The sequence below is a fragment of the Aeromonas sp. Lyrl_2 genome (assembly GCF_051948815.1).
GTDB lineage: Bacteria > Pseudomonadota > Gammaproteobacteria > Enterobacterales > Aeromonadaceae > Aeromonas > Aeromonas veronii.
On sequence record NZ_JAYJLJ010000030.1, the window covers coordinates 13,425 to 36,171 of the forward strand.

At 57.6% G+C, this 22,747-nt stretch carries 21 protein-coding genes and 2 tRNA genes; 17 read left to right on the top strand and 6 right to left on the bottom strand.

Features of this window, described 5'->3' with window-relative positions:
- Positions 1-50: 50 nt before the first annotated feature.
- The 5 genes from VF684_RS19295 to VF684_RS19315 form a co-directional block, all read right to left on the bottom strand.
- Positions 51-1,154: an EAL and HDOD domain-containing protein gene (locus tag VF684_RS19295; RefSeq protein ID WP_139440967.1), complete on the bottom strand. Its 1,104-nt coding sequence runs from the start codon at positions 1,152-1,154 to the stop codon at positions 51-53.
- A gap of 4 nt (positions 1,155-1,158) precedes the next feature.
- The gene (locus tag VF684_RS19300) at positions 1,159-2,799 is read right to left on the bottom strand and encodes a sensor domain-containing diguanylate cyclase (protein ID WP_139440968.1); all 1,641 of its coding nucleotides are present in this window, start codon (positions 2,797-2,799) and stop codon (positions 1,159-1,161) included.
- A 254-nt stretch (positions 2,800-3,053) separates the two neighbouring features.
- On the bottom strand, positions 3,054-5,090 hold the full coding sequence (locus VF684_RS19305) for an exoribonuclease II (RefSeq protein ID WP_440174363.1): 2,037 nt from the start codon (positions 5,088-5,090) through the stop codon (positions 3,054-3,056).
- Positions 5,091-5,189: 99 nt separating this feature from the next.
- Positions 5,190-6,089: a LysR family transcriptional regulator ArgP gene (locus VF684_RS19310; protein ID WP_118854582.1), complete on the bottom strand. Its 900-nt coding sequence runs from the start codon at positions 6,087-6,089 to the stop codon at positions 5,190-5,192.
- Positions 6,090-6,290: 201 nt separating this feature from the next.
- Positions 6,291-6,941 carry an acyl-homoserine-lactone synthase gene (locus VF684_RS19315; RefSeq protein ID WP_042081537.1) on the bottom strand — a complete coding sequence of 217 codons (651 nt, stop codon included), beginning with the start codon at positions 6,939-6,941 and terminating at the stop codon, positions 6,291-6,293.
- A gap of 62 nt (positions 6,942-7,003) precedes the next feature.
- Between VF684_RS19315 and VF684_RS19320 the strand changes: the two genes are divergently transcribed.
- Together VF684_RS19320 and lysE are read left to right on the top strand one after the other, a co-directional pair.
- On the top strand, positions 7,004-7,786 hold the full coding sequence (locus tag VF684_RS19320) for a LuxR family transcriptional regulator (RefSeq protein ID WP_005335753.1): 783 nt from the start codon (positions 7,004-7,006) through the stop codon (positions 7,784-7,786).
- A gap of 206 nt (positions 7,787-7,992) precedes the next feature.
- Positions 7,993-8,601, top strand: coding sequence for an L-lysine exporter (gene lysE, locus VF684_RS19325; RefSeq protein WP_107682860.1), 609 nt, complete (start codon positions 7,993-7,995; stop codon positions 8,599-8,601).
- 81 nt (positions 8,602-8,682) lie between these two features.
- Here lysE and VF684_RS19330 read toward each other — a convergent pair whose 3' ends face one another.
- Complete coding sequence (locus tag VF684_RS19330; protein WP_107682767.1) at positions 8,683-10,692, bottom strand: methyl-accepting chemotaxis protein; 2,010 nt, start codon at positions 10,690-10,692, stop codon at positions 8,683-8,685.
- A gap of 260 nt (positions 10,693-10,952) precedes the next feature.
- Here VF684_RS19330 and ruvA point away from each other — a divergent pair, with 260 nt between their 5' ends.
- The 15 genes from ruvA to VF684_RS19405 all read left to right on the top strand — a co-directional run bounded on the left by ruvA (position 10,953) and on the right by VF684_RS19405 (position 22,742).
- Complete coding sequence (ruvA, locus tag VF684_RS19335) at positions 10,953-11,567, top strand: Holliday junction branch migration protein RuvA (protein ID WP_440174364.1); 615 nt, start codon at positions 10,953-10,955, stop codon at positions 11,565-11,567.
- An 8-nt stretch (positions 11,568-11,575) separates the two neighbouring features.
- Entirely contained in the window at positions 11,576-12,586 is a 1,011-nt protein-coding gene (gene ruvB / locus VF684_RS19340; protein WP_005335744.1) for a Holliday junction branch migration DNA helicase RuvB, read from the top strand.
- 934 nt (positions 12,587-13,520) lie between these two features.
- The gene (locus tag VF684_RS19345) at positions 13,521-15,077 is read left to right on the top strand and encodes a cytochrome ubiquinol oxidase subunit I (protein WP_139440969.1); all 1,557 of its coding nucleotides are present in this window, start codon (positions 13,521-13,523) and stop codon (positions 15,075-15,077) included.
- An 11-nt stretch (positions 15,078-15,088) separates the two neighbouring features.
- Positions 15,089-16,225: a cytochrome d ubiquinol oxidase subunit II gene (cydB, locus tag VF684_RS19350; RefSeq protein ID WP_005335741.1), complete on the top strand. Its 1,137-nt coding sequence runs from the start codon at positions 15,089-15,091 to the stop codon at positions 16,223-16,225.
- Between the two features lie 14 nt (positions 16,226-16,239).
- Positions 16,240-16,356, top strand: coding sequence for a cytochrome bd-I oxidase subunit CydX (gene cydX, locus VF684_RS19355; RefSeq protein WP_005304933.1), 117 nt, complete (start codon positions 16,240-16,242; stop codon positions 16,354-16,356).
- Complete coding sequence (locus VF684_RS19360) at positions 16,343-16,654, top strand: cyd operon YbgE family protein (protein ID WP_041202810.1); 312 nt, start codon at positions 16,343-16,345, stop codon at positions 16,652-16,654. Before cydX ends, VF684_RS19360 begins: the two co-directional genes overlap by 14 nt.
- 105 nt (positions 16,655-16,759) lie before the next feature.
- Complete coding sequence (gene ybgC, locus VF684_RS19365; RefSeq protein WP_005335737.1) at positions 16,760-17,167, top strand: tol-pal system-associated acyl-CoA thioesterase; 408 nt, start codon at positions 16,760-16,762, stop codon at positions 17,165-17,167.
- Entirely contained in the window at positions 17,157-17,846 is a 690-nt protein-coding gene (tolQ, locus tag VF684_RS19370) for a protein TolQ (RefSeq protein ID WP_005335735.1), read from the top strand. The genes ybgC and tolQ overlap by 11 nt, the downstream gene beginning before the upstream one ends.
- A complete protein-coding gene (gene tolR, locus VF684_RS19375; RefSeq protein ID WP_005335733.1) occupies positions 17,846-18,292 on the top strand; it encodes a protein TolR in 447 nt (148 codons plus the stop codon). The genes tolQ and tolR overlap by 1 nt, the downstream gene beginning before the upstream one ends.
- 5 nt (positions 18,293-18,297) lie before the next feature.
- Positions 18,298-19,431, top strand: coding sequence for a cell envelope integrity protein TolA (gene tolA, locus VF684_RS19380; protein WP_013723471.1), 1,134 nt, complete (start codon positions 18,298-18,300; stop codon positions 19,429-19,431).
- Between the two features lie 95 nt (positions 19,432-19,526).
- Complete coding sequence (gene tolB, locus VF684_RS19385) at positions 19,527-20,852, top strand: Tol-Pal system beta propeller repeat protein TolB (RefSeq protein ID WP_139440970.1); 1,326 nt, start codon at positions 19,527-19,529, stop codon at positions 20,850-20,852.
- A 49-nt stretch (positions 20,853-20,901) separates the two neighbouring features.
- Complete coding sequence (gene pal / locus VF684_RS19390) at positions 20,902-21,426, top strand: peptidoglycan-associated lipoprotein Pal (protein WP_005313284.1); 525 nt, start codon at positions 20,902-20,904, stop codon at positions 21,424-21,426.
- Positions 21,427-21,584: 158 nt separating this feature from the next.
- Positions 21,585-22,385, top strand: coding sequence for a tol-pal system protein YbgF (gene ybgF / locus VF684_RS19395; RefSeq protein ID WP_162516065.1), 801 nt, complete (start codon positions 21,585-21,587; stop codon positions 22,383-22,385).
- A gap of 174 nt (positions 22,386-22,559) precedes the next feature.
- A tRNA-Lys gene (locus tag VF684_RS19400) sits at positions 22,560-22,635 on the top strand.
- 31 nt (positions 22,636-22,666) lie between these two features.
- A tRNA-Val gene (locus VF684_RS19405) sits at positions 22,667-22,742 on the top strand.
- Positions 22,743-22,747: the final 5 nt, after the last annotated feature.

Below are 22,747 nucleotides of genomic sequence, written 5' to 3' on the forward strand. Positions count from 1 at the left end.
CTGAAAAAAGGGAGCCCATTCTAGCCAGTGGCTCCCCGCCTCGCTATCACCTAGCTGGTGAGAAACGCTTGCCCCCACATTTGTGACTGAAAATAGACGGGGGTGAGCTGGGCCGGATCGAGTTGATATTTGGGGGCAAGCTGTTCCAGCAGGGCCCAGTTGCCCTGTTCATAGGTGCTGACCAGCTGAAACAGATGAAAGAGTGGCCCTTCGTGCAGTTCGATGGCGCGCTGCACGCTCTTGGGCAGGTGGGCCATCAGCGGCTCCGACAGCAGGGAGCCATCGAGCACCAGTCCTACCAGAAAGGCCCAGCTGGCCTCCGCTTTACCGAGGGCGGTGAGGGCAATCAACTCGCAGAAGCGGCCGCGGGCGATGGCCATGCGGGTGCAGGCCTCCGGCATGTGCTGGCTTACCCGGGCCAGACCGTTGATCAGTACGAACTTGCGGATCTCCTGCTCCCCCAGATAGGAGAGGGCGCGGGGCACCGAGGTGATGGGGGCGGCATGATCGAAGCCGGGGGCGTTGACGTAGGTGAGCAGCAGGCCGGGCAGCCAGGCATCCTGCTCCAGCAGGCGGGCTACCTGGGCGAAGGAGAACTCTTCGTGGCAGATGAGCTGGAGGATCTGTTGTACCAGCGCCATATCGGGCTGATTGGCCCGCTGATTGACCAGCTCCGGATGGGCGAGAAAGCCGCCGGCAAAGAAGTCGACCCCCGCCTCCCGCAGCGGGAGAAAATCTGCCCAGGTTTCGATGTTCAGCGCCATCCGCTTGTGTTCGGTGGGCTGACAGATCCCCTCTTCCCCCATCCAGTACACCAGCAGGCGGCTGGCACCGAGCCAGCGTGGATCCCGGTTGGCGCCATGCACCGCCAGTCTGCGCCGGCTGTCACGCCACTGCTCCAGCACCGGAAACGAGTTGGGCTGGCGTTCACTGGAGGCTTCAACCAGCGGGATCGCGTCCTGATCCAGCAGCAGGGGACGCTGTTCATCGAGCTGTTCGTGGGTGAAGGGCACCAGATATTGACGCCCCTGCGCCAGCAGGCGGCAATGTTGCGCCAGTGAAGGCCATTCGGCCGGTGAGCTGAGCTGATAGTCGATGCCGTAGGCCACCAGAGCCAGGCGACGATTGAAGATGGGGTAGCGACGCAACAGCATGGGATCACCGATAGGCCAGAGTGCGGGCCCTCCCTTGTGACTTGGCGTGGTAGAGCGCCTGGTCAGCCTGTTCGGTCAGGGTCTGCCATGCTCCGTCCTGGGAGGGAACCAGATAGCTAAAGCCTATGCTAACCGTAATGAAATCAGCAACCCGCGAGGCGGGATGGGGCATTTTCAAGCGGGCAAGACCATCGTGGATCCGTCCGGCCAGCTGTTCGGCCTCACCGGGTTGGGGGGCGCAGAGCAGAATGACGAACTCCTCCCCGCCGTAACGGGCGACCAGATTGGTGCAGCGCCGCTCTGCATCCCGCAGCACATGGGCCACCTGTTGCAGGCAGAGATCCCCTTTGGCATGGCCGAAGTGGTCGTTGTAGGCCTTGAACTCGTCGACGTCGATCATCAATACCGCCAGCAGGTTCTGGGTGCGTCGTGCCCACTCCCACTCCCGCTGCATGGTGATGTCCCACTGGCGCCGGTTGGCGATGCCGGTGAGGGGATCTTCCAGCGACAGCAGGGAGAGGCGGTGATTGGCCTCCTCCAGCGCACGGTTGGTCTCGGCCAGTTGCATGGTGCGCTCGGCGACCCGGGCCTCCAGCTGGCGGTTGAGGGTTTCCAGCTGCTCCTGAGTACGCTGGCGGATCAGCAGTTGTGACAGAATGGCGGCGTACTGTTTGAAGATCTCGCTCTGATAGGCCTTGAGCGGACGGTGCCAGAGCAGGTTGTCGGCGGCGATCCAGCCGATGGGGGTGGTGCCATCCCATAGCGATACCATGGCGTTCCAGCCGCGGCCCACCTGCTGCTTCTCGTAGTAGAGGGGGGTATCTTCCATCACCAGCACGTAATCTTTGCGCCTGAGCGCCTCTTGCACCGTGGGGTGATCCGGAATGGGGCTGATGAAGTTGTGTTCATCCATCAGCTCGCCCTCTTCGCTGGTGCCCCAGGTGCCGCGCATGGTCTTGCCATCGGGTTCGATCAGGAAGATGGCAACCCGATCGAACTGCAGCTCCTTGCGGGCCAGCAGCACGGCATCCCGCAGCAGATCGTTCTCGCTGCGACTGCGGGAGAGGGTGACGCTGACCATGTGCAGCGCCTGCAACATGGTGAGGAAGGAGCCCTGCAGTGCCTGACTCTGTACCAGATCGGTCTGGGTATGGAGCCGCTGGTCCCGCTCCTGATTGACCTGGCTGGAGAGCAGGTGATTGCTGAGCTCGGCCGTCAGATAGTGAATAAGGAGCTGGATACCCTGACGCTGGTGGGAGGAGAGGCGGTCGATGCGGCGGCGGGTCTCCAGATAGATGACCCCTTCCAGTTTCATGTGACGCTTGAGAGGGAAACAGGCGCGTAACTGCGGCTGGGCGGGCTCCACATTTTCGCCGGGATCCGGCGGTGCTTGGAGCTGCTCGATCACCAGTTGTCCCTTCTCCATCGCCTTGTCGATCAGGTGGTGGGGCAGGGTCAGTTGGCCGAGATGGGCGAGATCAAGCGTGGTCAGCCCCTGATCGAGCTGAAAGCTGTAGAGCTGTGGTTCGGGGGCTTTCAGCCAGAGGTAGAGGCGTTCGGCATCGGTCTTTTCACGGATGGTGGCGAGGCTCGCTTCGCATAACTGAGCGAAGTTGGTGAAGTGTTCCGGGTCCCATTCCTGCATGCCAATATCCCTTGGATTGTACCCAAGCGAGTATAGACATATTTCTCCTTGATTAATATGTCAGAAAGGAGATGCAGCGCACATAACGGTTGCTTTCAGCCCTGCTGGTGGAGACATTCACTGCGTTCTCTGCCAATCGTGGATAAAACTGTGTGCCATAGCGGTATATATGGCAGCTTGTAGGGCGGGGTGTTTGGCAAAAAAGAGCCCGCACGATGGCGGGCTCTCTGATAGATCAGACGATTCTGCGTGGCTTATTCTGCCTTGGGGGCAGCCTCAGCGGGTGTTTCACTGCTATCGGCTGGCGCACTCTCGGCCGCCGGGGCTTCCGGTGCCGGACCCGGCACCAGATCCACTGCCGGTTTGGCGATAAGGGAACGGGTCTCTTCCACCGCTTCGGTTAGTTTGACCTCGATGATCTGGCCGAGCTCATAAACCACCTCGGTCTTGTCCAGATAGACGCGGCCGTTGTCCCAGTTGCACTCCAGCCGATCCTTGTTGTCGAGAATATGGCGGGCAGGCAGGAAGACCACGGCGCCGTTCTCCTGCAGACGCAGCTTGAGACCGGCACGCATCACGTCGATGATCTCGGCGTTGAACACCTGATCGGTGCCAGCGGCGGCTTTCAGGTAACGGACATAGAGCCAGTCGCCGATATCACGCTCCACCATGCGGTGCAGACGGCGGCAGGCGGTCAGATGCTCGGTGAGCTCGGTGCTCGGGCGCTCACCCGGGGTCTTGCCGGCGATAACCGCTTTGAGCAGACGATGGTTGACCATATCGCCGTATTTACGGATCGGGGAGGTCCAGGTGGCGTAGGCATCCAGACCCAGACCGTAATGGGCGCCCGGTTCGGAGGACATCAGCGCATAGCTCTGGAAGCGGCGGATCTTGCCGTCCAGCCAGCGGGTGTCGAGGTTGTCGATCCAGCGGCGCAGGGCGCAGAAGCCGGAGAGGCTGGCGATCTCGTCGCGCTCGAACGGGGCTTCGGCACTTTTCAGCAGGTCGATGGCGCCGTCGAGGGACTCTTCGTCAAAGCCGGTGTGAACGTTGAAGATGCCGTAACCGACGCTCTTGCCCAGCACGCGACCGGCGCAGATGTTGGCGGCGATCATCGACTCTTCCACCATGCGGTTGGCGATGCGGCGCGGCTCGACGTGGATAGCCAGCACTTCGCCATTCTCGCCCAGCTCGAAGTCGTAGTCGGGACGATCCGGGAATACCAGCGCATGCTCGGTGCGCCACGCGATGCGTGCTTCGGTCATCGCCTTCATCAGCGGCAGCTGGGCCAGTACGCCTGCGTCGAGAGCCAGCTCTTTGCCATGCTCGGCCCAGTCGGAGACGTCGTCATAGTTGAGACGGGCGTGGGAGCAGATGCGGGCGGCGAAGAACTCGGTCTCCTCCAGCAGCAGACCATCTTCGGCGATCAGCAGACGGGCGCACAGAGTGTTGCGCTCCTCACCCTCTTTCAGGGAGCAGAGCTCGTCGGAGAGGGTGCGCGGGATCATCGGCACGTTGCGGCCCGGCATGTAGACGGTAAAGGCGCGCTGGGCCGCCTCTTTGTCCAGCTCGCTCCCTTCGGCCACATAGGCGGTCGGGTCAGCGATGGCGACCAGCAGCTCCCAGCCGTTGTCCAGCTTGGTGATGGCCAGCGCATCGTCCATATCCTTGGTCTTGGCACCGTCGATGGTGAAGAAGGGCACCTTGGTCAGGTCACGACGGGGCAGTTCTTCCTCTTCGATCACCTTCCACTCCGGCAAATCAGCCGGCTCGACCTGGGCCAGATTGTGGCGCGCCAGCACCACCCACCAGGGCACATTGTGATCTTCCTGGGCGGCGATCTTCTGGATGATCTCGGCAGAAAAGTTGCCGTCGACCAGCGCATGGCGCTTGAGAGTAGCCACCACCCAGTCACCTTCCTTGAACTCTTTCTCATCCAGGCCCTTCTTGACGCGGGCCTTGATGGCATCCTTGATCAGCGGGTGGTCGGCGACCACGTTGAGGCGGTCACGGAACATCTTGACCCGGGCCACGAAGCGGGTGACGGACTGCTCCAGCAGGGTATCCGGCTCGGCCACTTCCTTCTCTTTTTCGGTACGGATCAGGGCGGTCACCCGGTCACCGTGCATCACCTTCTTCATGTAGGGAGGCGGCACGAAATAGCTGGTCTTCTCATCGACTTCCAGAAAGCCGAAGCCCCGGTCCGAGGCGCGGATCACACCCTCTTTCTTCGGGATGTTTTCGCGGATTTGTTGCTTGAGCTGGGCCAGCAGCGGATTGTCTTGGAACATAAGTGAGGAACCTGAAGTGAAAACCTGGGTGGAGACCTGATGAAGGATCGCCCAGCACTATACGTTTTTAGCCCTGCAAAGCCAAGGTGAATGGACTGCTCAGCGTGCTTTCAACTGCGATCTGGCATGCTCGATGAGACGCTGGGAGAGCTGCTTGTGAACCCCTTTTTCCAGTACCCAGCGGTGCCAGTAGAGGCGTTCCGTCAGGACGTGGTCGGGACTGAGGTTGAGCAGTGACCCGCCTGCGAGCTGGCCTCTTATCTGCAATTCGGGAATGAGACAGTAGGCCAACCCCTGCTCGGCCATGGCGACGAAGGCCTCTGAGGAGTGGACCGTATGGCAGGGATAACCGCCGGGCTCCAGCCCGAAGTGTTCCCTCATAAAGCTCACATGCATGTCATCGCGCTGATCGAACGCCACCGCCGGTGCCTTGGCCAGCGCCTCACGAGTCAGGCCGCGAGGGAAGTGGCGGGCTACGAAGGCGGGGCTGGCGGTAAGCAGATAGTTCATCTCACCGAGCTCGTCGACGCAGCAACCCGCCAGCGGTTGGGGATGCAGGCTGACCGCACCAAAGGCCTGGCCCTCGCGGACCTTGTCGAGGGTGCGGTTCTCGTCATCGACCAGCAGGTTGAGTTCGATGGGGTGCTGTTTCAACAAGGGGGCAATGGCGGGCAAAAACCAGGTGGCCAGGCTGTCGGCGTTGACGGCGATGCTGATCCGGATTGGCCCCTGCGGTTCATCGGGAGCCAGCTCCCCCGCCAGTTCGAGCTCAAGCTGATGTACTTGCCGATAGTGGGCCAGCAGCTTCTGGCCGAGTTGCGTGGCCTGCAGCGGTTGGCTGCGAATGAGCAGCGGCTCGGCAAATTGCTGCTCCAGCTGCTTGATCCGCTGGGAGATGGCCGACTGGGTGATATGGAGCGACTTGGCCGCCCGATCGAAGTTCTGCTCCTGCAGTACTGCATCCAGCGCCCGCAGCAGTTTGTAGTCCAGCTCTTTCATCTTCTCCCCCTTCCGTTGCCCAAGGGCTGACTCTACGTCACTCGGCAGGGGACAACAATGGGCGGCGGAAGGGGCGTTGCGCTGTGATTTTTGACAGTAGTGGTCAGGCCATTGAGGGAGGATACTCTCTGGTGCCGCATGGGGTAGCCCTGCGCAGATCGTAGCGACATCTTTATCCCGGGTCTGTTTTCCCGGGATTTTTTATGAGTGAACTGCTAACACCGGTGACGGTTGCTGCAGTGGATAATGGCTGGTTTGATAATGGCCCAGCAGCGGTTGGGAGACCGCCTGCGCGAAGCGCTCATCCAGATGGAAGCGGATGCCAACGCCCCTTACCGCCCCCAGATCGACCGCCTGCCGATGACCGAGCCGCTCGATGGGCAGGCCAAGTCGGCGGAAGATGCGCTCCACCGGCAGGCTGACGACGGCGACCAGCTCCCGGATCCCGTGGGCATGGGCGAAGGCATAGACCTCGCGGAAGATGACGCAAGTGAGTTCGCTGACGCCATTGCTCATGCGCGGTGCGCGCTGGGCATCGATAGCCAGACGGGTGAGTTCCCAGACATCGGGGGTGCGTGGCGCGCTTTCACCGGCAAGGGCGGTGGGGAAGATGGTGGGCAGCATATAGGCATCGGCACAGTTGAGTAGACGAATACAGCCACACAGCCCTTGTTCGTCCTCGATCAGAACCCAATGGGTGTCTGGCGTGTCGAAGCTGTCACGCTCCAGGCCCCGATGAGACTCGACATCCCAGCCTAGCCGGTCGGAAAAGACGCGATTTCGAAAGCGATAGAGTTCATTCTCCACCTCGTTTCGTGGATGTTCTCTCAATTTTCCTTTAAAAACCAACATTATGGACCCTCTATCTTGCTATTCGCCGTTATAATCACATGTCTGGCCAAGGGGGCTTTCATATGAACAGAGACCAACTGCTTGAGTACCTCGAACATTTCACTTCGGTGACGGACGGCAATCGTCTGGCCGAACTGATCGGTCGCTTTACGCTCGGGATGGGCTATGACTACTATCGCTTCGCCCTGATCCTGCCGATGTCGATGCAAAGGCCCAAGGTGGTGCTGTTCAACCAGTGCCCTGATTCCTGGGTGCAGGCCTATACCGAAAACAACATGCTGGCGTGCGATCCGGTGATCCGGCTGGCACGCAAGCAGACGCTGCCCATTTACTGGAACCGCCTCGATGAGCGGGCCAGTTTTCTGCAGGAGGGAACCATGGACGTGATGGGGTTGGCAGCCGAGTTCGGGTTGCGTAACGGCATCTCCTTCCCTCTGCACGGCGCAGCCGGGGAGAACGGTATTCTCTCCTTCATCACCTCCGAGCGGGCCTCGAGCGACCTGCTGCTGGAGTCCTCGCCGATCCTCTCCTGGATGTCCAATTACATCTTCGAGGCGGCCATTCGGGTGGTGCGTTTCAGCATGATGGACAGTGCGGGGAAAGACCCCTTGACCGAGCGCGAGACCGAGTGCCTGTTCTGGGCCAGCGAAGGGAAGACCTCTAGCGAGATCGCCTGCATCCTCGGGATCACGGAGCGCACGGTCAATTACCATCTCAATCAGGTCACCCGCAAAACCGGCTCAATGAACCGCTATCAGGCCATTGCCAAAGGGGTTAGTACGGGGCTGTTGCTGCCCAATCTGGAGCAAGTTGTGGTTACCAACTTTCCCAGATTGCTGCAGTAGGCTGAGCCCACAGGCGCAACAGATTCTCCTGCCGCACTCTGAGGGTCACAATTGTCAGATCCGGTAATTGACAAGGGCTGGAACAGCGGCGGGTATGCCGTTTTTTATTAGCAAAATGAATCAATCAGTAAATCAATGAATTTCTAAGAAGGAACCGCCATCGCTATAGTGCCGCTCATTCATCATTTCGAACGGTACTCTCCATGATGCTCGCAACGACACTGCAAGGCTTCACCATCGGTCTGGCCATGATCATCCCTATCGGCGCCCAGAATGCCTTTGTGCTGAGTCGGGGCATCCATCGCAATCACCATCTGCTGACGGCCACGCTCTGCAGTTTCTGCGATCTCACCCTGATTGCTATCGGCGTATTTGGCGGGGCCAATGTGCTGGCCGCCAGCCCCTTCGGCATGGCGCTGCTCACCTGGGGTGGTGTGCTGTTTCTCGGCTGGTTTGGTGGCCGTTCCCTGCTCAGTGCCTGGCGTGGTAAAGGGGAGGGGCTTGCCGAGTCTGCTCAGCAGATGGGTGCCAAAAGCGTGCTGGCGATGACGCTGGGTGTTACGCTGCTCAATCCTCACGTCTATCTCGATACTTTGATGCTGCTCGGCTCCCTTGGCAGTCAGGTGAGCGAGTCCCTGCGTCCGGCCTTTGCTGCGGGGGCCATGCTGGCCTCGTTGGTGTGGTTCTACTCGCTGGCGCTGGGTGCTGCGGCAGTGGCGCCCTGGCTGGCCCGCTGCCGGGTGCAGCAGGGGATCGATCTGCTGGTAGGCATCATCATGTTGAGCCTGGCTGTTCAACTGGCCATAGGACGTTGAGGAAGTTAAGGCGGCAGGAATGAGCGACCGGTAACAAAAAGATGCCACTCACATGAGTGGCATCTTTACTATTGGAGGGGCTCAGACTCTGAACTGGGAGAGCAGGCGCTGTTGCAGCAGGCTGGCTTGATGGAGCGAGGAGGCGAGCTGCAGGCACTCCTGTGCCTCCTGTTCGCCGGTTCTGGCTTGCAGACTGATGCCGGAGACCTTGTCAGAGGAGTGGCTCAGGGTGTGTGACAGTTGCCCTGTGGCTACGGCCACCTGCTGCACCATGTCGGCCAGCTGGTCGATGGCGCCTTCCACCTTGAACAGGATCTGCTTGGTGTTCTCGGAGTCCTGCATGCCGGACTCTACCGTCTTGAGGTTGCGCTGCATCATCAGATAGGCGGTTTCGGTCTGCTGCTGGATGCTGCTGATCACCTGGCTAATTTCAGCGCTCGATGTTGCGGTGCGATTGGCCAGGGTGCGCACCTCGTCCGCGACCACCGCAAAGCCACGCCCCATCTCCCCCGCGCGGGCCGCTTCTATGGCCGCATTGAGGGCCAGAAGGTTGGTCTGTTCCGAGATGCCGCTGATGGTGGAGATGATCTGGCCAATTTGACCCGCCTGCTCCTTGAGGGAGTTGATGGCGATGGCACACTCGCTCACCTCCTGTACCACCCGCTGCATGCCCGCGCTGGCGGAGGCGACATACTGGCTGCTCTCGGTGGTCAGCTGGCGCACCTCATTGGCATTGTGGGCCGCCATGCTGCAGTTGTCCGAGATACCTGTGGCGACTTGCACCATCTGTTCACTGTCGTGGTGCAGGGCCAGCGCATGTTCGGCGGTCTGGCGGCTGCTCTGGCTGATTGCCTCCACCCGGTTGACCGAGGTGTGAACGTGTTCGCTGATGTGCTGGTTGTTGTCCATGGTGGAGCTGATCATCTTCTGCAATTTCTCGATGAAACGATCCACGCTGTTGGCCAGCGAGCCTATCTCATCATCACGTTGCAGGTTGATGCGGGCGTTGAGGTCCCCCTCGCCGGCGGCGATATCCTGCATTCGTTTGTCCACTTGCAGCAGCGGGGTTACCAGTTTGCGGGTCAGCCAGAAGCCGCAGAGGGTGACCATGATCAGGCTCAGCAACAGGCCACCCAGCAGCAGGGTTCGGATCTGGCTGATGATGCCGTTGAGCTGGGCCACCTGATCCTCGACGGTGGCATCGCCGCTCTCCTCGATGGCAACCAGCTGTTGTCGCAGCTCATCGGCACTGACCTCATAGGCGGACTGCTGGGCCTGATAGCTGCCGAGCGCATCGACCCACTGTCCCATCAGTTGCTGATGCCGGGCCAACAGGGCGCGATACTCTGCCGACAGTGTCTTGCCGGCAAATTCGCCGATTCCCTCGATATCGAACAGCCCGGTGCCGAGCATGCTGTCGACCGCTTCGTGGTAGAAATCAGTCGCCTCTTTCAGCTCGGCCTTGATCGCCTCTGTGACTCCTTGTCTGCGCATCTTCTCCAGCGCATAGAGCTGGCGCAAAAAGCCTATGTTGGATTCCATCCCCCCATCGGCCGCTTCCCAGCGAGTGGAGAGGCCGCTGTTCCAGCTGATGGTCTGGTCGGGGGATTGGGTCAGCGCCTCGACCGCGCCATCGCCAATCACCTCCAGCTGGGTCGAGAGGCGAGCCATCAGATCGGCGTTGTGATGCAGGGCCTGATCCACCTCGGTATAGGCGTGATAGAGCGCCAGCAGCTTCTCTTGTTGCTGTTGATAGTCCTGCTTGTGCTGTTCCATGGTGGCAAGGGCTGCACCATCAATGAGCTGCCCCTGGCTGACCCGGGCCAGCGCATCATCGGTCGCCGCCTTGGCAGCATCGAGTTCGGCGCGATTGAGCGGGGTTCCGTTTTGCATCTTCTGAATCTGTAGCTGTTGGTTGCCCAGCTCTATGGAGCCCTCCATGGCACCGTCGGCGGTCTGCCAGGCGGCGCCCAGGACATAGGAGAGCAGATTGGCTAGCCGCTGGCTGCCATACCAGCCAACGACCCCCATGCCCAGCGTACAGCCGAGCAATATGGCAAGACCCAGATTGGAGGTGGTAACAATTTTCATGTGATGGCCTTCCTTGGTATCGACATTGGCACCAGTTTCGGTTCCGAACGGGTTTAGTGTAGTGGTTTATCCCCCGCTCGGGGACCGGTGCGGCGCTGAAACATCCCGTGCACTGGCTGTACCCGATCAAGCATGGTGGAAAATTGGATAAAAAGCCTCTCTGACCACAAGGGTGTTGCTGCCCTATGCTGGATACTTATCCAGTTATTCTTTATGCTATGAGCCAATTTACGAATAGTTGTATTGGTGAGGAGAGAGCCGTGATTGGTCGCTTGAGAGGCATTGTCATTGAAAAGCAGCCCCCCGAGGTCCTGCTGGAAGCGGGCGGGGTTGGCTATGAGGTGCAGATGCCGATGAGCTGCTTCTATGATTTGCCGGAGATCGGCAAGGAAGCGACCATCCATACTCACTTCGTGGTGCGGGAAGATGCCCAGCTGCTCTATGGTTTTAACCACAAACAGGAGCGGGCGCTGTTCCGCGAGCTGATCAAGACCAACGGAGTCGGCCCCAAGCTGGCGCTGGCGATTCTTTCCGGCATGACAGCTACCCAATTCGTGCTGAGTGTCGAACGTGAAGAGATAAGCTCTTTGGTCAAACTGCCGGGAGTCGGCAAGAAGACCGCCGAGCGGCTGGTGGTGGAGATGAAGGATCGCCTCAAGGGCTGGGTCAGTCACGACCTCTTCTCCCCGGCCATGGTCACCTTGCCAGCCAGTGAGCCCGAATTGCGGGCACCTGATGTGACCGAAGAGGCGGCCAGTGCGCTGGTGGCCCTCGGTTACAAGCCGCAGCAGGCGAGTCAGATTGTCAGCAAGATCGCCAAAGAGGGGATGTCGGTGGAAGATATCATCCGTGAATCCCTGCGTAGCCTGGTATGAGGTAGTTGATGATTGAAGCAGACCGCCTCATCTCGGCCAGTGCCGCCCGTGAGGATGACATTATTGACCGGGCTATCCGCCCCAAGAAGCTGGCTGACTACACCGGTCAGGATACCGTCTGCGAACAGATGGAGATCTTTATCGAAGCGGCCCGTCAGCGGGGAGAAGCGCTCGATCACCTGCTGATCTTCGGTCCGCCGGGTCTGGGCAAGACCACCCTCGCCAACATCGTCGCCAACGAGATGGGGGTCAATATCAAGACCACCTCCGGCCCGGTGCTGGAGAAAGCGGGGGATCTGGCGGCGTTGCTCACCAACCTCGAGCCAAACGATGTGCTGTTCATCGACGAGATCCATCGCCTCAGCCCTGTGGTGGAGGAGGTGCTCTATCCGGCGATGGAGGATTACCAGCTCGACATTATGATCGGGGAGGGGCCAGCGGCTCGTTCCATCAAGCTGGATCTGCCTCCCTTCACCCTGATTGGCGCCACCACCCGGGCTGGTTCACTCACCAGCCCGCTGCGGGATCGCTTCGGTATCGTCCAGCGGCTGGAGTTCTACAACGTCAAGGACCTGACCGATATCGTCTCCCGCAGTGCCCGTTGTCTGGGGCTAGACATGACGGAAGATGGTGCCATTGAGGTCGCCCGTCGCTCTCGCGGCACGCCGCGGATTGCTAACCGTTTGTTAAGGCGGGTGCGCGACTTTGCCCAGGTAAAATCCGATGGCCGGATCGACGGCCCCATTGCTGCTCGCGCCATGGACATGCTGGATGTCGATAACGAAGGTTTTGACTTCATGGACCGCAAGTTATTGTTGGCTGTGATAGACAAGTTTATGGGGGGCCCGGTGGGTCTCGATAATCTGGCCGCCGCGATCGGGGAAGAGAAAGATACTATCGAAGATGTGCTGGAGCCTTATCTGATCCAGCAAGGGTATCTGCAACGTACACCCAGAGGACGGATTGCGACCACACGAGCTTACGCTCATTTCGGTCTTCAGCGACCAGATGAGAAGTAAAAACAGTCGTTTGAACATGAAACCGCCGTCAAAGGCGGTTTTTTATTATCCGGGCAAAAAAAAGCCCACGGCGGATGCGGTGGGCAAAGACAATTCAGGATGGATGTTCACAGACAGTGAGTGCGTCTGGACACAGACCGGAAAATAAACAGGTGAGCCGTCGCGAGCTCTCAGAGTCGGTTCAGTTGATAGAGCTGAACAAAGGAAAGCTTGTAGTAACGGATGGTTTTAGCAACAAACTTTTTCATCTTCGATTCCAATAGACAGGTTCAAATTGATCGTCGAATACGTACCGTGAACCCGGATTAACCGGCCTGTATCCAAGGGTATGCCCTCACTGCGAGGCGCATTGTAGGAGTTCGAATCGACCCCGGCAAACAAGAAAAATTGCACTCTTCAAATTAGTTTATCTAATGTCTTTATTGATGAAATTGGTTCGCATGAGTATGCATTCTTTGCAATTTTAAATTGAGTTTTCGAATCAGATTGCCTGACTCGGATAACATGGAAAAAGGCGCGTCATTCACGCTTTTCAAATTAAACCGAGCAGCGGGATGTTAAATTCTTAAATTGATTTAAATCAATGTTTTACGCTTTATCGTGTTTTGTGATCTGGCTCGCGTCAATAATCGTGAAATAGATTAAAAATGCCTTTCAAAGCCATGTATGGCGGGTCCTTTTACATTGATTTCAATCAAATAAAGGTGATATAAAAACCCGGTCATCATGGGCGAGAATAAATTTAGGCTGATTGTTTTGGAATTGTTAAACATTAGCTTTATTTGTGTTCTCGTATTGCCTTGTTGTTAATGCCAGTGGTTGCTGAACGCGTTTTGTTGTGACACGTCCCAATAAGGCTCATTCGCTAACCTCCAACGGAAGCTTTGTGCTTAAAACTTAAAATAGCCGTGCCAATAATCGGTGAGGAAACATCATGATTGCTGAGCATGTGGTAGACCTATCGCGGTTCCAGTTCGCTGCGACGGCCCTTTATCACTTTTTGTTTGTACCCCTGACGCTGGGAATGGCCTTTCTCCTGGCGATCATGGAATCCGTCTATGTGATGACCAACAACACCATCTACCGGGACATGACCAAATTCTGGGGTAAGTTGTTTGGTATCAACTTTGCCTTGGGGGTCACCACAGGTCTGGCCATGGAGTTCCAGTTCGGGACGAACTGGGCTTACTACTCCCATTATGTCGGCGATATCTTCGGGGCCCCGCTGGCGATCGAAGGGCTGATGGCCTTCTTCCTGGAGTCCACCTTCGTCGGTATGTTCTTCTTTGGTTGGGATCGTCTGAGCAAGCAACAGCATCTGGCTGCCACCTGGTTGATGGCGCTGGGTACCAACCTTTCAGCCCTCTGGATCCTGGTCGCCAACGGCTGGATGCAGAACCCGGTCGGTGCCGAGTTCAACTTCGAATCCATGCGGATGGAGATGATGAGCTTCGCTGACGTGGTGCTCAACCCGGTTGCTCAGGTCAAGTTCGTCCACACTGTGGCGGCTGGCTATACCTGTGGCGCCATGTTTGTGCTGGGTATCTCCTCCTACTACCTGCTGAAGAATCGTGATGTGGCGTTTGCCCGTCGCTCCTTCGCCATTGCCGCTGCGTTCGGTATGGCTTCCATCGTGTCCGTGCTGATCCTCGGTGACGAATCCGGTTACGAGACCGGTGAAGTGCAGAAGGTGAAACTGGCCGCTATCGAAGCTGAGTGGGAAACTGAACCTGCTCCGGCCGCCTTTACCCTGTTCGGTATTCCGAATCAGGAAGAGATGCGCACCGACTACGCCATCAAGATCCCCTATGCGCTGGGCATTATCGCGACCCGTTCTCTGGACGGTCAGGTCACCGGTCTGAAGGATCTGAAGAGCGAGCACGAACTGCGCGTTCGTAACGGTATGACCGCTTACGACTTGCTGACCAAGCTGCAATCCGGTGACAAGTCTGACGAGACCCGCGCTCGCTTCGACGAAGTGAAGCAGGATCTGGGCTACGGTCTGCTGCTCAAGCGCTACACCAGCAACGTGACCGATGCTACCGACGAGCAGATCAAGGCCGCCGTGGATGACTCCATCCCGCAGGTACTGCCGCTGTTCTTCGCCTTCCGCATCATGGTTGCCGTCGGCATGCTGATGCTGGTGCTGATTGGTATGGCCTTCTATGACAGTGCCCGTCACCAGATCGGCAAGCGCAAGTGGCTGCTCAAGGGTCTGCTGTGGGGTATCCCGCTGCCGTGGATCGCTATCGAAGCTGGCTGGTTTGTTGCTGAATATGGTCGCCAACCGTGGACCATTGCAGAGGTGTTGCCGACTTCCCTCTCTGCATCCAACTTGCCTGCAGCCGAGATCTGGTTCTCTCTGATCGGTATCTGCCTGTTCTATACCGTACTTCTGGTTATCGAGATGTACCTGATGTTCAAGTATGCCCGTCTTGGCCCCAGCAGCCTGAAGACTGGCAAGTATCACTTTGAACAGATCAAGGCATAAGGAGAGCGACCATGTTTGATTACGAAACTCTGCGTGTCATCTGGTGGGCTCTGGTCGGCGTACTGCTGATCGGTTTTGCCATCACTGACGGCTTCGACATGGGGGTAGGCGCACTGCTCCCGTTCGTCGGCAAGAAAGATGTCGAGCGCCGCGTGATGCTCAACACCATGGGACCGCACTGGGAAGGTAACCAGGTTTGGCTGGTCACTGCCGGTGGTGCCTTGTTCGCCGCCTGGCCGATGGTGTATGCCGCGACCTTCTCCGGCTTCTACATCGCGATGATCCTGACGCTGATGGCGCTGTTCCTGCGTCCGGTCGGTTTCAAGTACCGCTCCCTGCGTGCTGATGCCAAATGGCGCAGCAACTGGGACTGGGCCTTGTTCGCCGGTAGCGCCGTACCGCCCATCGTCTTTGGTGTGGCCTTTGGCAACCTGCTGCAAGGCGTTCCGTTCGAGTTTAACCAGTTCATGATGTTGACCTATCACGGCAACTTCTTTGGTCTGCTTAACCCGTTCGGCATTCTGGCTGGTCTGGTGAGCCTGTTCATGCTGCTCACCCAGGGCGCAACCTGGTTGATGATGAAGACCGACGGTGAAGTGCTGGCGCGTTCCCGCACTGCCGCCATGATCTGCTCACTGCTGACCCTGGTGCTGTTTGCTGCCGCGGGTTGGTGGGTAAGCGGTATGGAAGGGTATGTCATCGTCAAGGCTGCCGCGACTGACGCAGTATCCAACCCGATGAACAAGGAAGTTGTCCTGCAGGCTGGTGCCTGGATGAACAACTACACCCTCTATCCGTGGATGGTGGCTGCCCCTGTACTGGGCCTGGCCATGAGCCTGCTGACTGCGCTGTTTGCCCGCATGAACATCGGCTGGCTGGCGTTTACCAGCTCCTCGCTGGCGATTGCCGGGGTCATCCTCACTGCCGGTTTCTCCATGTTCCCGTTCGTGATGCCCTCAAGCCTTGAGCCGTCACTGAGCCTGACCATGTGGGATGCTACCGCCTCTTTCAACACCTTGCAGGTGATGACTGTGGCTGCAGCGATCTTCGTACCGATTGTGCTGGGTTACACCATCTGGACTTACATCAAGATGTTTGGCCGGGTAACCAACAAGCACATCGAAGATAACCAACAATCTCTCTATTAAGAGGTGCGCTGACAATGTGGTATTTCACCTGGATCCTGGGACTGTTGCTGGCCTGTGCATTTGGCATCATCAATGCGCTGTGGCTGGAACACACCGAGAACATGGATCGTCAGATCGATGAAAACAAGTGATCGACTCGCCAGGCTGGCCGCTCCACTGGAGCGGCAGCCGTGGCAGGGGTTGATGTTACTCGCGGCGGCCTTGTTGGCCGTCGCTATTTTACAGGCCCCCAATCTGATCGCGGCCAACACCAGCGAGCATGGTCTCTGGCTTGCTCCCTGGCTGATGTGGGCCGTCTGTTGTGGCGTACTTAACGGGCTTGGCTTTCATCTGAAAAGCCTGCCCGGACGTGTGCTGTTCAACCCCTGGCTCGCCTGGCCCAGTTTGTTGTATGGCCTCTGGCTGACACATTCATATTTCCTTTCATAAAAAACGGGGGGAGGCAGGATTTCCCTGTCTCCCCCTGCTTCTTTCCTATTCAGCCCTGCGCTATGATAGCCCCCCATCTGACTGTCGAATGGATCACAGATTGTTATGGGGGAAGTCTTTGAGTTTCCGGTGCGTGTCTACTACGAAGACACCGACGCCGGGGGCATCGTCTACAACGCCAATTATCTCAAGTTTATGGAACGTGCTCGCACCGAGTTTCTTCGTGCCAAAGGGGTCGAACAGGACGTCTGGCTGCAGGAGGGATATGCCTTCGTGGTGAGCCGAACTGAGATCGATTTCCGCTCGGCGGCCCGTTTTAATGAACTATTGAATGTATTAACGCAAGTGATTGAAGTGAAACGCGCATCCCTGCGTTTTTCGCAGCAGATCCTGGCGGCTGATGGACGACTGATTACCCAGGCCATGGTACAGATAGCCTGTGTCAGTCATCCGCAAATGAAACCTGTAGCTATACCTGAAAAAATCAAGGGAGTGCTGTTAAGTGCACGCTGAAATTTCGTTTATTGGCCTGTTTTGGCAAGCCAGCCTGTTGGTAAAACTGGTCATGATGACCCTGATGAGCATGTCTATTGTCTCCTGGGCGCTGATTATCCAGCGTTCAAAGGCGATCAAGGCGGCCAATCTCGCATCGGAACAGTTTGAAGATCGCTTCTGGTCAGGGGTCGATCTCAATCGCCTCTATCAGGAGTCCTCTTCCCGCCGCGATGATATCGAAGGCATGGAAGATATCTTCTACTCCGGCTTCAAGGAGTATGCCCGCTTGCTCAAGGCCGGTGCCCGTGGTCAGGATGCGGTGATGGATGGTACCTACCGCGCCATGCGTGTCTCCCTCTCCCGCGCGGTGGATGATCTGGAATCCAACCTGCCGGTGCTGGCGACCATCGGTTCCATCAGCCCCTATATCGGTCTGTTTGGTACCGTATGGGGGATCATGAACGCCTTTATCGCCCTGGGTCAGGTGCAGCAGGCCACCCTGCAAATGGTGGCACCGGGTATCGCGGAAGCGCTGATCGCTACCGCCATGGGTCTGTTTGCCGCTATCCCGGCGGTTATCTTCTACAACCGCTTCTCCAACAAGGTCGAGCGGCTGGAGAACGCCTACGCCAACTTCATGGACGAGTTCACCACCATTCTGAACCGTCAAATTGCACAGCAGCAGGGTGATCAGTAATGCAAACCTATCAGCGGATCCGGCGCAAGAAGGTGGCCGAGATCAACGTGGTTCCCTATATCGACGTCATGCTGGTGCTGCTTATCATCTTTATGGCGGTCACGCCGGTGATCACGCAAGGGGTCAAGGTGGATCTGCCACAGGCTGAGTCCGAGCAGTTGCCGGAAGATGCCAAGCCGCCCTTCATCGTCAGCGTCAATACCGAAGGCGAGTATGTCATCAAGGCTGGCGAAGCCGATGACGAGCCGGTGCCAAGCGGCACGCCAGAGGCGATGCAGCAATACATCACCGAAAAAGCCATGGGCTATCTGGCGATCAACCAGAATGCCCCCGTGGTGGTCGCGGGTGACAAGGCCGTGCGCTACGAAGAGGTGATCCTGTTGATGGTGGCCCTCAAGAATGCGGGTGTGCCTCAGGTTGGCCTGATGACAGATCCGGTGAACTAACGGAGATGGATGTGAAGCGTGGTATTTCCGGTTATCTCATCGCGTCGTTTCTGCTGCACCTGATCATCGGCATCATCCTGTTTGTCGGGCTCGATTTCAGCAAACCGAAACGACCCGAATCGAAGGGGCAGATCGTCAATGCCGTCATGCTCGATGAGAACTTCCTCAACGAACAGGCCAAGCAGATCCAGCAGCAGAAATCTCAGCCCAAGCCTCAAAAGGTAGAGAAAGAGAAGGATAAGGAAGACACGGATCTCGCCAAGCGCGAGCTGGCTCAGAAACAGGAGCAGCTTCGCATCGCCGAGACCAAGCGCAAGCAGGCCGAAGAGGCGACTCGCAAGGCCGAGGCCGAGAAGCAGAAGAAGGTTGCCGAGCAGAAGCAGGCGGAAGAGAAGGCCCAAAAAGCCGAGGAAGCCCGCAAGCTGGAAGAACAGAAGGCCAAGAAGGCTGAAGCCGAGCGTAAAGCGGCGGAAGCCGAGAGCAAGGCGTTGGCGCTGAAGAAGAAAAAGGAACAAGAGAAGAAAGAGGCTGAAGAGAAGGCCAAGGCGGCAGAAGCCAAGGCCAAGAAAGCGGAAGCTGACAAGAAGGCCAAAGCTGAAGCCGAGAAGAAAGCCAAGGCAGAAGCAGAGAAAAAAGCCAAAGCCGAGGCCGAGAAGAAGGCCAAGGAAGAGGCTGAGAAAAAGGCAAAAGCTGACGCAGAGAAGAAAGCCAAGGCAGAGGCCGAAAAGCAGGCCAAGATCGCGGCTGAGCGCAAGCGTAAAGCAGCCGAGCAGGCCAAGCTGCAAAAAGAGATGGAAGAGATGATGCAGCAGCAGCTGTCGGCTGAGGCCAATGCCCGCAGTCAGGCTGCATCGGCAGCAGCCCAGGGCGAAGTCGACAAATATGCGGCGCTCATCAAGGCCACTGTTGAGCGGTATATGATTTTGGATCCCACCATGCGGGGCAAAACATGTACTATCGGCGTACGTCTTGCGAGCAGTGGCTTTGTCATATCGGTAGATAACGGCCAGGGTGACCCGGCGGTCTGTCGTTCCGGTAAGGCGGCTGTTCTGAAAGCCAATCAACTGCCTGTGCCCAAGGATCCTGCGGCATTCGAGATGTTGAAGGAATTTAACCTGAAGTTAGAACCGAGTATCTAAGCGTGATAAAACGAGGTTGCTTGCCTCCGGTTGGCAACCTCTCGCCGAGAAAGGAATTTAACCTCTCATCTATATTGGAACCGAGTATTTAAGCCATGATCAGAAAAGTATTTTTTGCTTTGGTTGGCTGTTTGTTGCTGGGCCAGAGTGCCCAGGCGGCCTTGGACATCGTCATCACCGGCGGTATTGATAGCGCACGCCCCATCGCCGTCGCCCCCTTCAAGTGGGAAGGCAACGGACAGTTGCCGCAGGACATCGCGGAAGTGGTCTCCAACGACCTGATGCGCAGCGGCAAGTTCAAGCCGCTGGCCCGTGGCCAGATGCCGCAAACCCCGAGCAGCAGCAGCGAGATCAACTTCGCGCCCTGGGCCTCCCAAGGGGTTGAAGCCATGGTGGTGGGTTCCATTTCGGCAGTCGGTGACGGCACCTACAAGGTGAACTTCGAGCTGGTCGATGTGCTGAAAGGCCAGCTGGCCAAGGCACAAGGTGGCGAGAGCAACGGTTACATTCTGGATAGCCGTATGGCGACCATCCCGGGTGCCCAGATGCGCCAGTTTGCCCACCGTATCTCCGACATCGTCTATGAGCGTTTGACTGGCGAGCGCGGTGCCTTCCTGACCCGTCTGGCTTACGTCTCCGTACAGCAGGGTACCCAGTTCCCGTACCAGCTGCGTATTTCTGACTACGATGGTTACAACGAGAAGACCCTGCTGCGCTCCCGCGAGCCGTTGATGTCTCCGGCCTGGTCGCCGGATGGCAGCAAGCTGGCTTACGTGAGCTTCGAGAACCAGAAGTCCGAAATCTACGTGCAGGATATCTACACCCAGCAGCGCAGCCTGATCACCAGTTTCCGCGGTATTAACGGGGCGCCGGAGTGGTCTCCGGATGGTCGTCGTCTGGCTATCGTTCTCTCCAAAGATGGTTCACCGAACCTCTATGTGGTTGATGTCGCTAGCAAGCAGCTGACCCGCGTCACAACCAGCCGTGTGATCGACACCGAACCCTCCTGGATGCCGGATGGGCAAAATTTGTTGTTCACCTCTGAACGTGGTGGCAAACCCCAGATTTATAGCGTAAATTTGGCGACTGGTATGACTCGCCGGATGACTTGGGAAGGTGAATCCAACCAGGGTGCATCCATCACTCCTGATGGCAAAATCATGGTGATGGTGACCCGTGTCCAGGGACAGTATCGTATTGCCCGTCAGGACATGGAAAACAATGCCCTGTTGGTCCTTACCCAGAGTGCTCTGGATGAGTCGCCAAGTGTGGCTCCCAATGGCAGCATGATCATTTATGCCACCATCTATCAGGGTCGTAAGAGTCTCGCGTTGGTGTCGACTGATGGTCGCTTCAAGGCTGTGCTTCCGACCAGTAGCGGTGAAATTCGTGCACCAGCTTGGTCGCCCTTCTTGAATTGATAAAAATCCAATTGTTTTTTGTTTTGTTATAAAGGTTTAAGGAAATAGCATGCAACTCAATAAACTGCTCAAGGGTTTGGCCATCGCACTGCCACTGTTCACCCTGGCCGCTTGTAGTTCTTCTTCTGATTCCGACGCCGCTGGCGCTGAATCAGGTATGACCGACGGCATGGGCGGTGTACAAACCGGCGGCGCCAACGGCATGTTGTCCCCGGAAGAGCAGATGCGTCAGAAGTTCGAAGCACTGCAGCGTGACAACGTGATCTACTTCCCGTTCGACGGTTACGATATCCAGGGTCAGTACGCTGATCTGCTGGATGCCCACGCCAGCTACCTGCGCGAGCGCCCGAGCGTGAAAGTCCTGATCGAAGGTCACGCCGATGAGCGCGGTACTCCGGAGTACAACATCGCCCTGGGCGAGCGTCGTGCCAAGGCTGTTGCCAAGTATCTGCAAACCCTGGGTGTGCAGGCCGAGCAGCTCTCCATCGTCAGCTATGGCGAAGAGAAGCCGCTAGATCTGTCCCACACCGAGGATGCCTTTGCCAAAAACCGCCGCGCGGTTCTGGTTTACTAAGGTTTAAACCGAACGAAGTTCGTTTATATGCAAGCGGCCATTTCGATGGCCGTTTTATTTGCACTAAACGCCAAGGTTTGATCCGAATGAAATCTGCATATGCGAGCGACGATGGCGCTGGCCGTTTTATCTGTACTAAACGCTAAGGTTTGATCCGAATGAAATCTGTGTACAAGCAAGCTGTCGTTGCGCTGGCCGTAATGGTTGCTCTGAATGCGCAAGCTGCAGCACCGGTCAGCGATCTGGGCGGTGACTCGGCTGGTGGGGTTGTCCTTAGCGGCAACAACGGCGCCATCGTGCCCACCGGTAGCCTGGAAGATCGGGTTGCCCTGCTGGAGCGCACCCTCAATGCCCGTCTGCGGCTGCAAGCTGAATTGCAGCAACAGGTCGACTCCCTGCAAGGGGAGGTCTCCGAGCTGCGTGGTCAGCTGGAGCAGCAGACCTACCAGATGGAACAGTCGCAAGAGCGCCAGCGTCAGCTCTACCAGGAGCTCGACAAGGTTGCCAGCAGCCAGCAAGCTGCTCCAGCCGCCCCGGCCCCTGCTGCTGCCACACCGGCTGCTGCCGCCAATTACTCAACCAATCAGGATGAGAACCAGGCCTACGACGCAGCGGTCAACATGGTTCTCAAAGAGAAGAACTACGACAAAGCCATTCCGGCTTTCCAGGGCTTCATCAAGCAGTACCCCAATTCGGGCTATGTTCCCAATGCACACTACTGGCTCGGCCAGTTGCTGTTCAACAAGGGTGACAGAGCCGGTGCCTCGGCCCAGTTTTCGACCGTGGCCAACAAATACAGCAAATCCCCCAAGCGCGCCGATGCGCTGCTGAAGCTGGGTATGCTGGCGCAGCTGGATGGCAAGAAGGCGGAAGCCAAATCCTTCTATGAGCAGGTGATCAAGGGCTATCCCAACACCTCGCCGGCCCAGTTGGCCAAACAGAGTCTGGCCAAGCTGTAACATTGCTGTATGTCACTGTTTTCGTAACGCTACTGTAAAAACAGCCTGCATTTGTACGCACAGTGAGCAAACGGATTTAAATTACGAATTTTCTGTTGCACCGGAAATTTAAATCCGTAATATAGGCCGCCGTCAGAGCCGAAGCAGTAATGCAGTCGGAACTGGTCGTGGTGAGGGTCGTTAGCTCAGTCGGTAGAGCAGTTGACTTTTAATCAATTGGTCGCTGGTTCGAATCCAGCACGACCCACCATTTTCTCCACTCGGTGGAGACAGAATTCCCAGGTCGTTTAGCTCAGCTGGGAGAGCACCTCCCTTACAAGGAGGGGGTCACTGGTTCGAGCCCAGTAACGACCACCAGTTTG

Excerpts from the sequence above, each read along its gene's own strand:
- VF684_RS19295 (WP_139440967.1), bottom strand. The coding sequence starts at position 1,154 with ATGCTGTTGCGTCGCTACCCCATCTTCAATCGTCGCCTGGCTCTGGTG.
- VF684_RS19300 (WP_139440968.1), bottom strand. The coding sequence starts at position 2,799 with ATGCAGGAATGGGACCCGGAACACTTCACCAACTTCGCTCAGTTATGC.
- VF684_RS19305 (WP_440174363.1), bottom strand. The coding sequence starts at position 5,090 with ATGTTCCAAGACAATCCGCTGCTGGCCCAGCTCAAGCAACAAATCCGC.
- VF684_RS19310 (WP_118854582.1), bottom strand. The coding sequence starts at position 6,089 with ATGAAAGAGCTGGACTACAAACTGCTGCGGGCGCTGGATGCAGTACTG.
- VF684_RS19315 (WP_042081537.1), bottom strand. The coding sequence starts at position 6,941 with ATGTTGGTTTTTAAAGGAAAATTGAGAGAACATCCACGAAACGAGGTG.
- VF684_RS19320 (WP_005335753.1), top strand. The coding sequence starts at position 7,004 with ATGAACAGAGACCAACTGCTTGAGTACCTCGAACATTTCACTTCGGTG.
- lysE (WP_107682860.1), top strand. The coding sequence starts at position 7,993 with ATGCTCGCAACGACACTGCAAGGCTTCACCATCGGTCTGGCCATGATC.
- VF684_RS19330 (WP_107682767.1), bottom strand. The coding sequence starts at position 10,692 with ATGAAAATTGTTACCACCTCCAATCTGGGTCTTGCCATATTGCTCGGC.
- ruvB (WP_005335744.1), top strand. The coding sequence starts at position 11,576 with ATGATTGAAGCAGACCGCCTCATCTCGGCCAGTGCCGCCCGTGAGGAT.
- VF684_RS19345 (WP_139440969.1), top strand. The coding sequence starts at position 13,521 with ATGATTGCTGAGCATGTGGTAGACCTATCGCGGTTCCAGTTCGCTGCG.
- cydB (WP_005335741.1), top strand. The coding sequence starts at position 15,089 with ATGTTTGATTACGAAACTCTGCGTGTCATCTGGTGGGCTCTGGTCGGC.
- cydX (WP_005304933.1), top strand. The coding sequence starts at position 16,240 with ATGTGGTATTTCACCTGGATCCTGGGACTGTTGCTGGCCTGTGCATTT.
- VF684_RS19360 (WP_041202810.1), top strand. The coding sequence starts at position 16,343 with ATGAAAACAAGTGATCGACTCGCCAGGCTGGCCGCTCCACTGGAGCGG.
- ybgC (WP_005335737.1), top strand. The coding sequence starts at position 16,760 with ATGGGGGAAGTCTTTGAGTTTCCGGTGCGTGTCTACTACGAAGACACC.
- tolR (WP_005335733.1), top strand. The coding sequence starts at position 17,846 with ATGCAAACCTATCAGCGGATCCGGCGCAAGAAGGTGGCCGAGATCAAC.
- tolA (WP_013723471.1), top strand. The coding sequence starts at position 18,298 with ATGGATGTGAAGCGTGGTATTTCCGGTTATCTCATCGCGTCGTTTCTG.
- tolB (WP_139440970.1), top strand. The coding sequence starts at position 19,527 with ATGATCAGAAAAGTATTTTTTGCTTTGGTTGGCTGTTTGTTGCTGGGC.
- pal (WP_005313284.1), top strand. The coding sequence starts at position 20,902 with ATGCAACTCAATAAACTGCTCAAGGGTTTGGCCATCGCACTGCCACTG.
- ybgF (WP_162516065.1), top strand. The coding sequence starts at position 21,585 with ATGAAATCTGTGTACAAGCAAGCTGTCGTTGCGCTGGCCGTAATGGTT.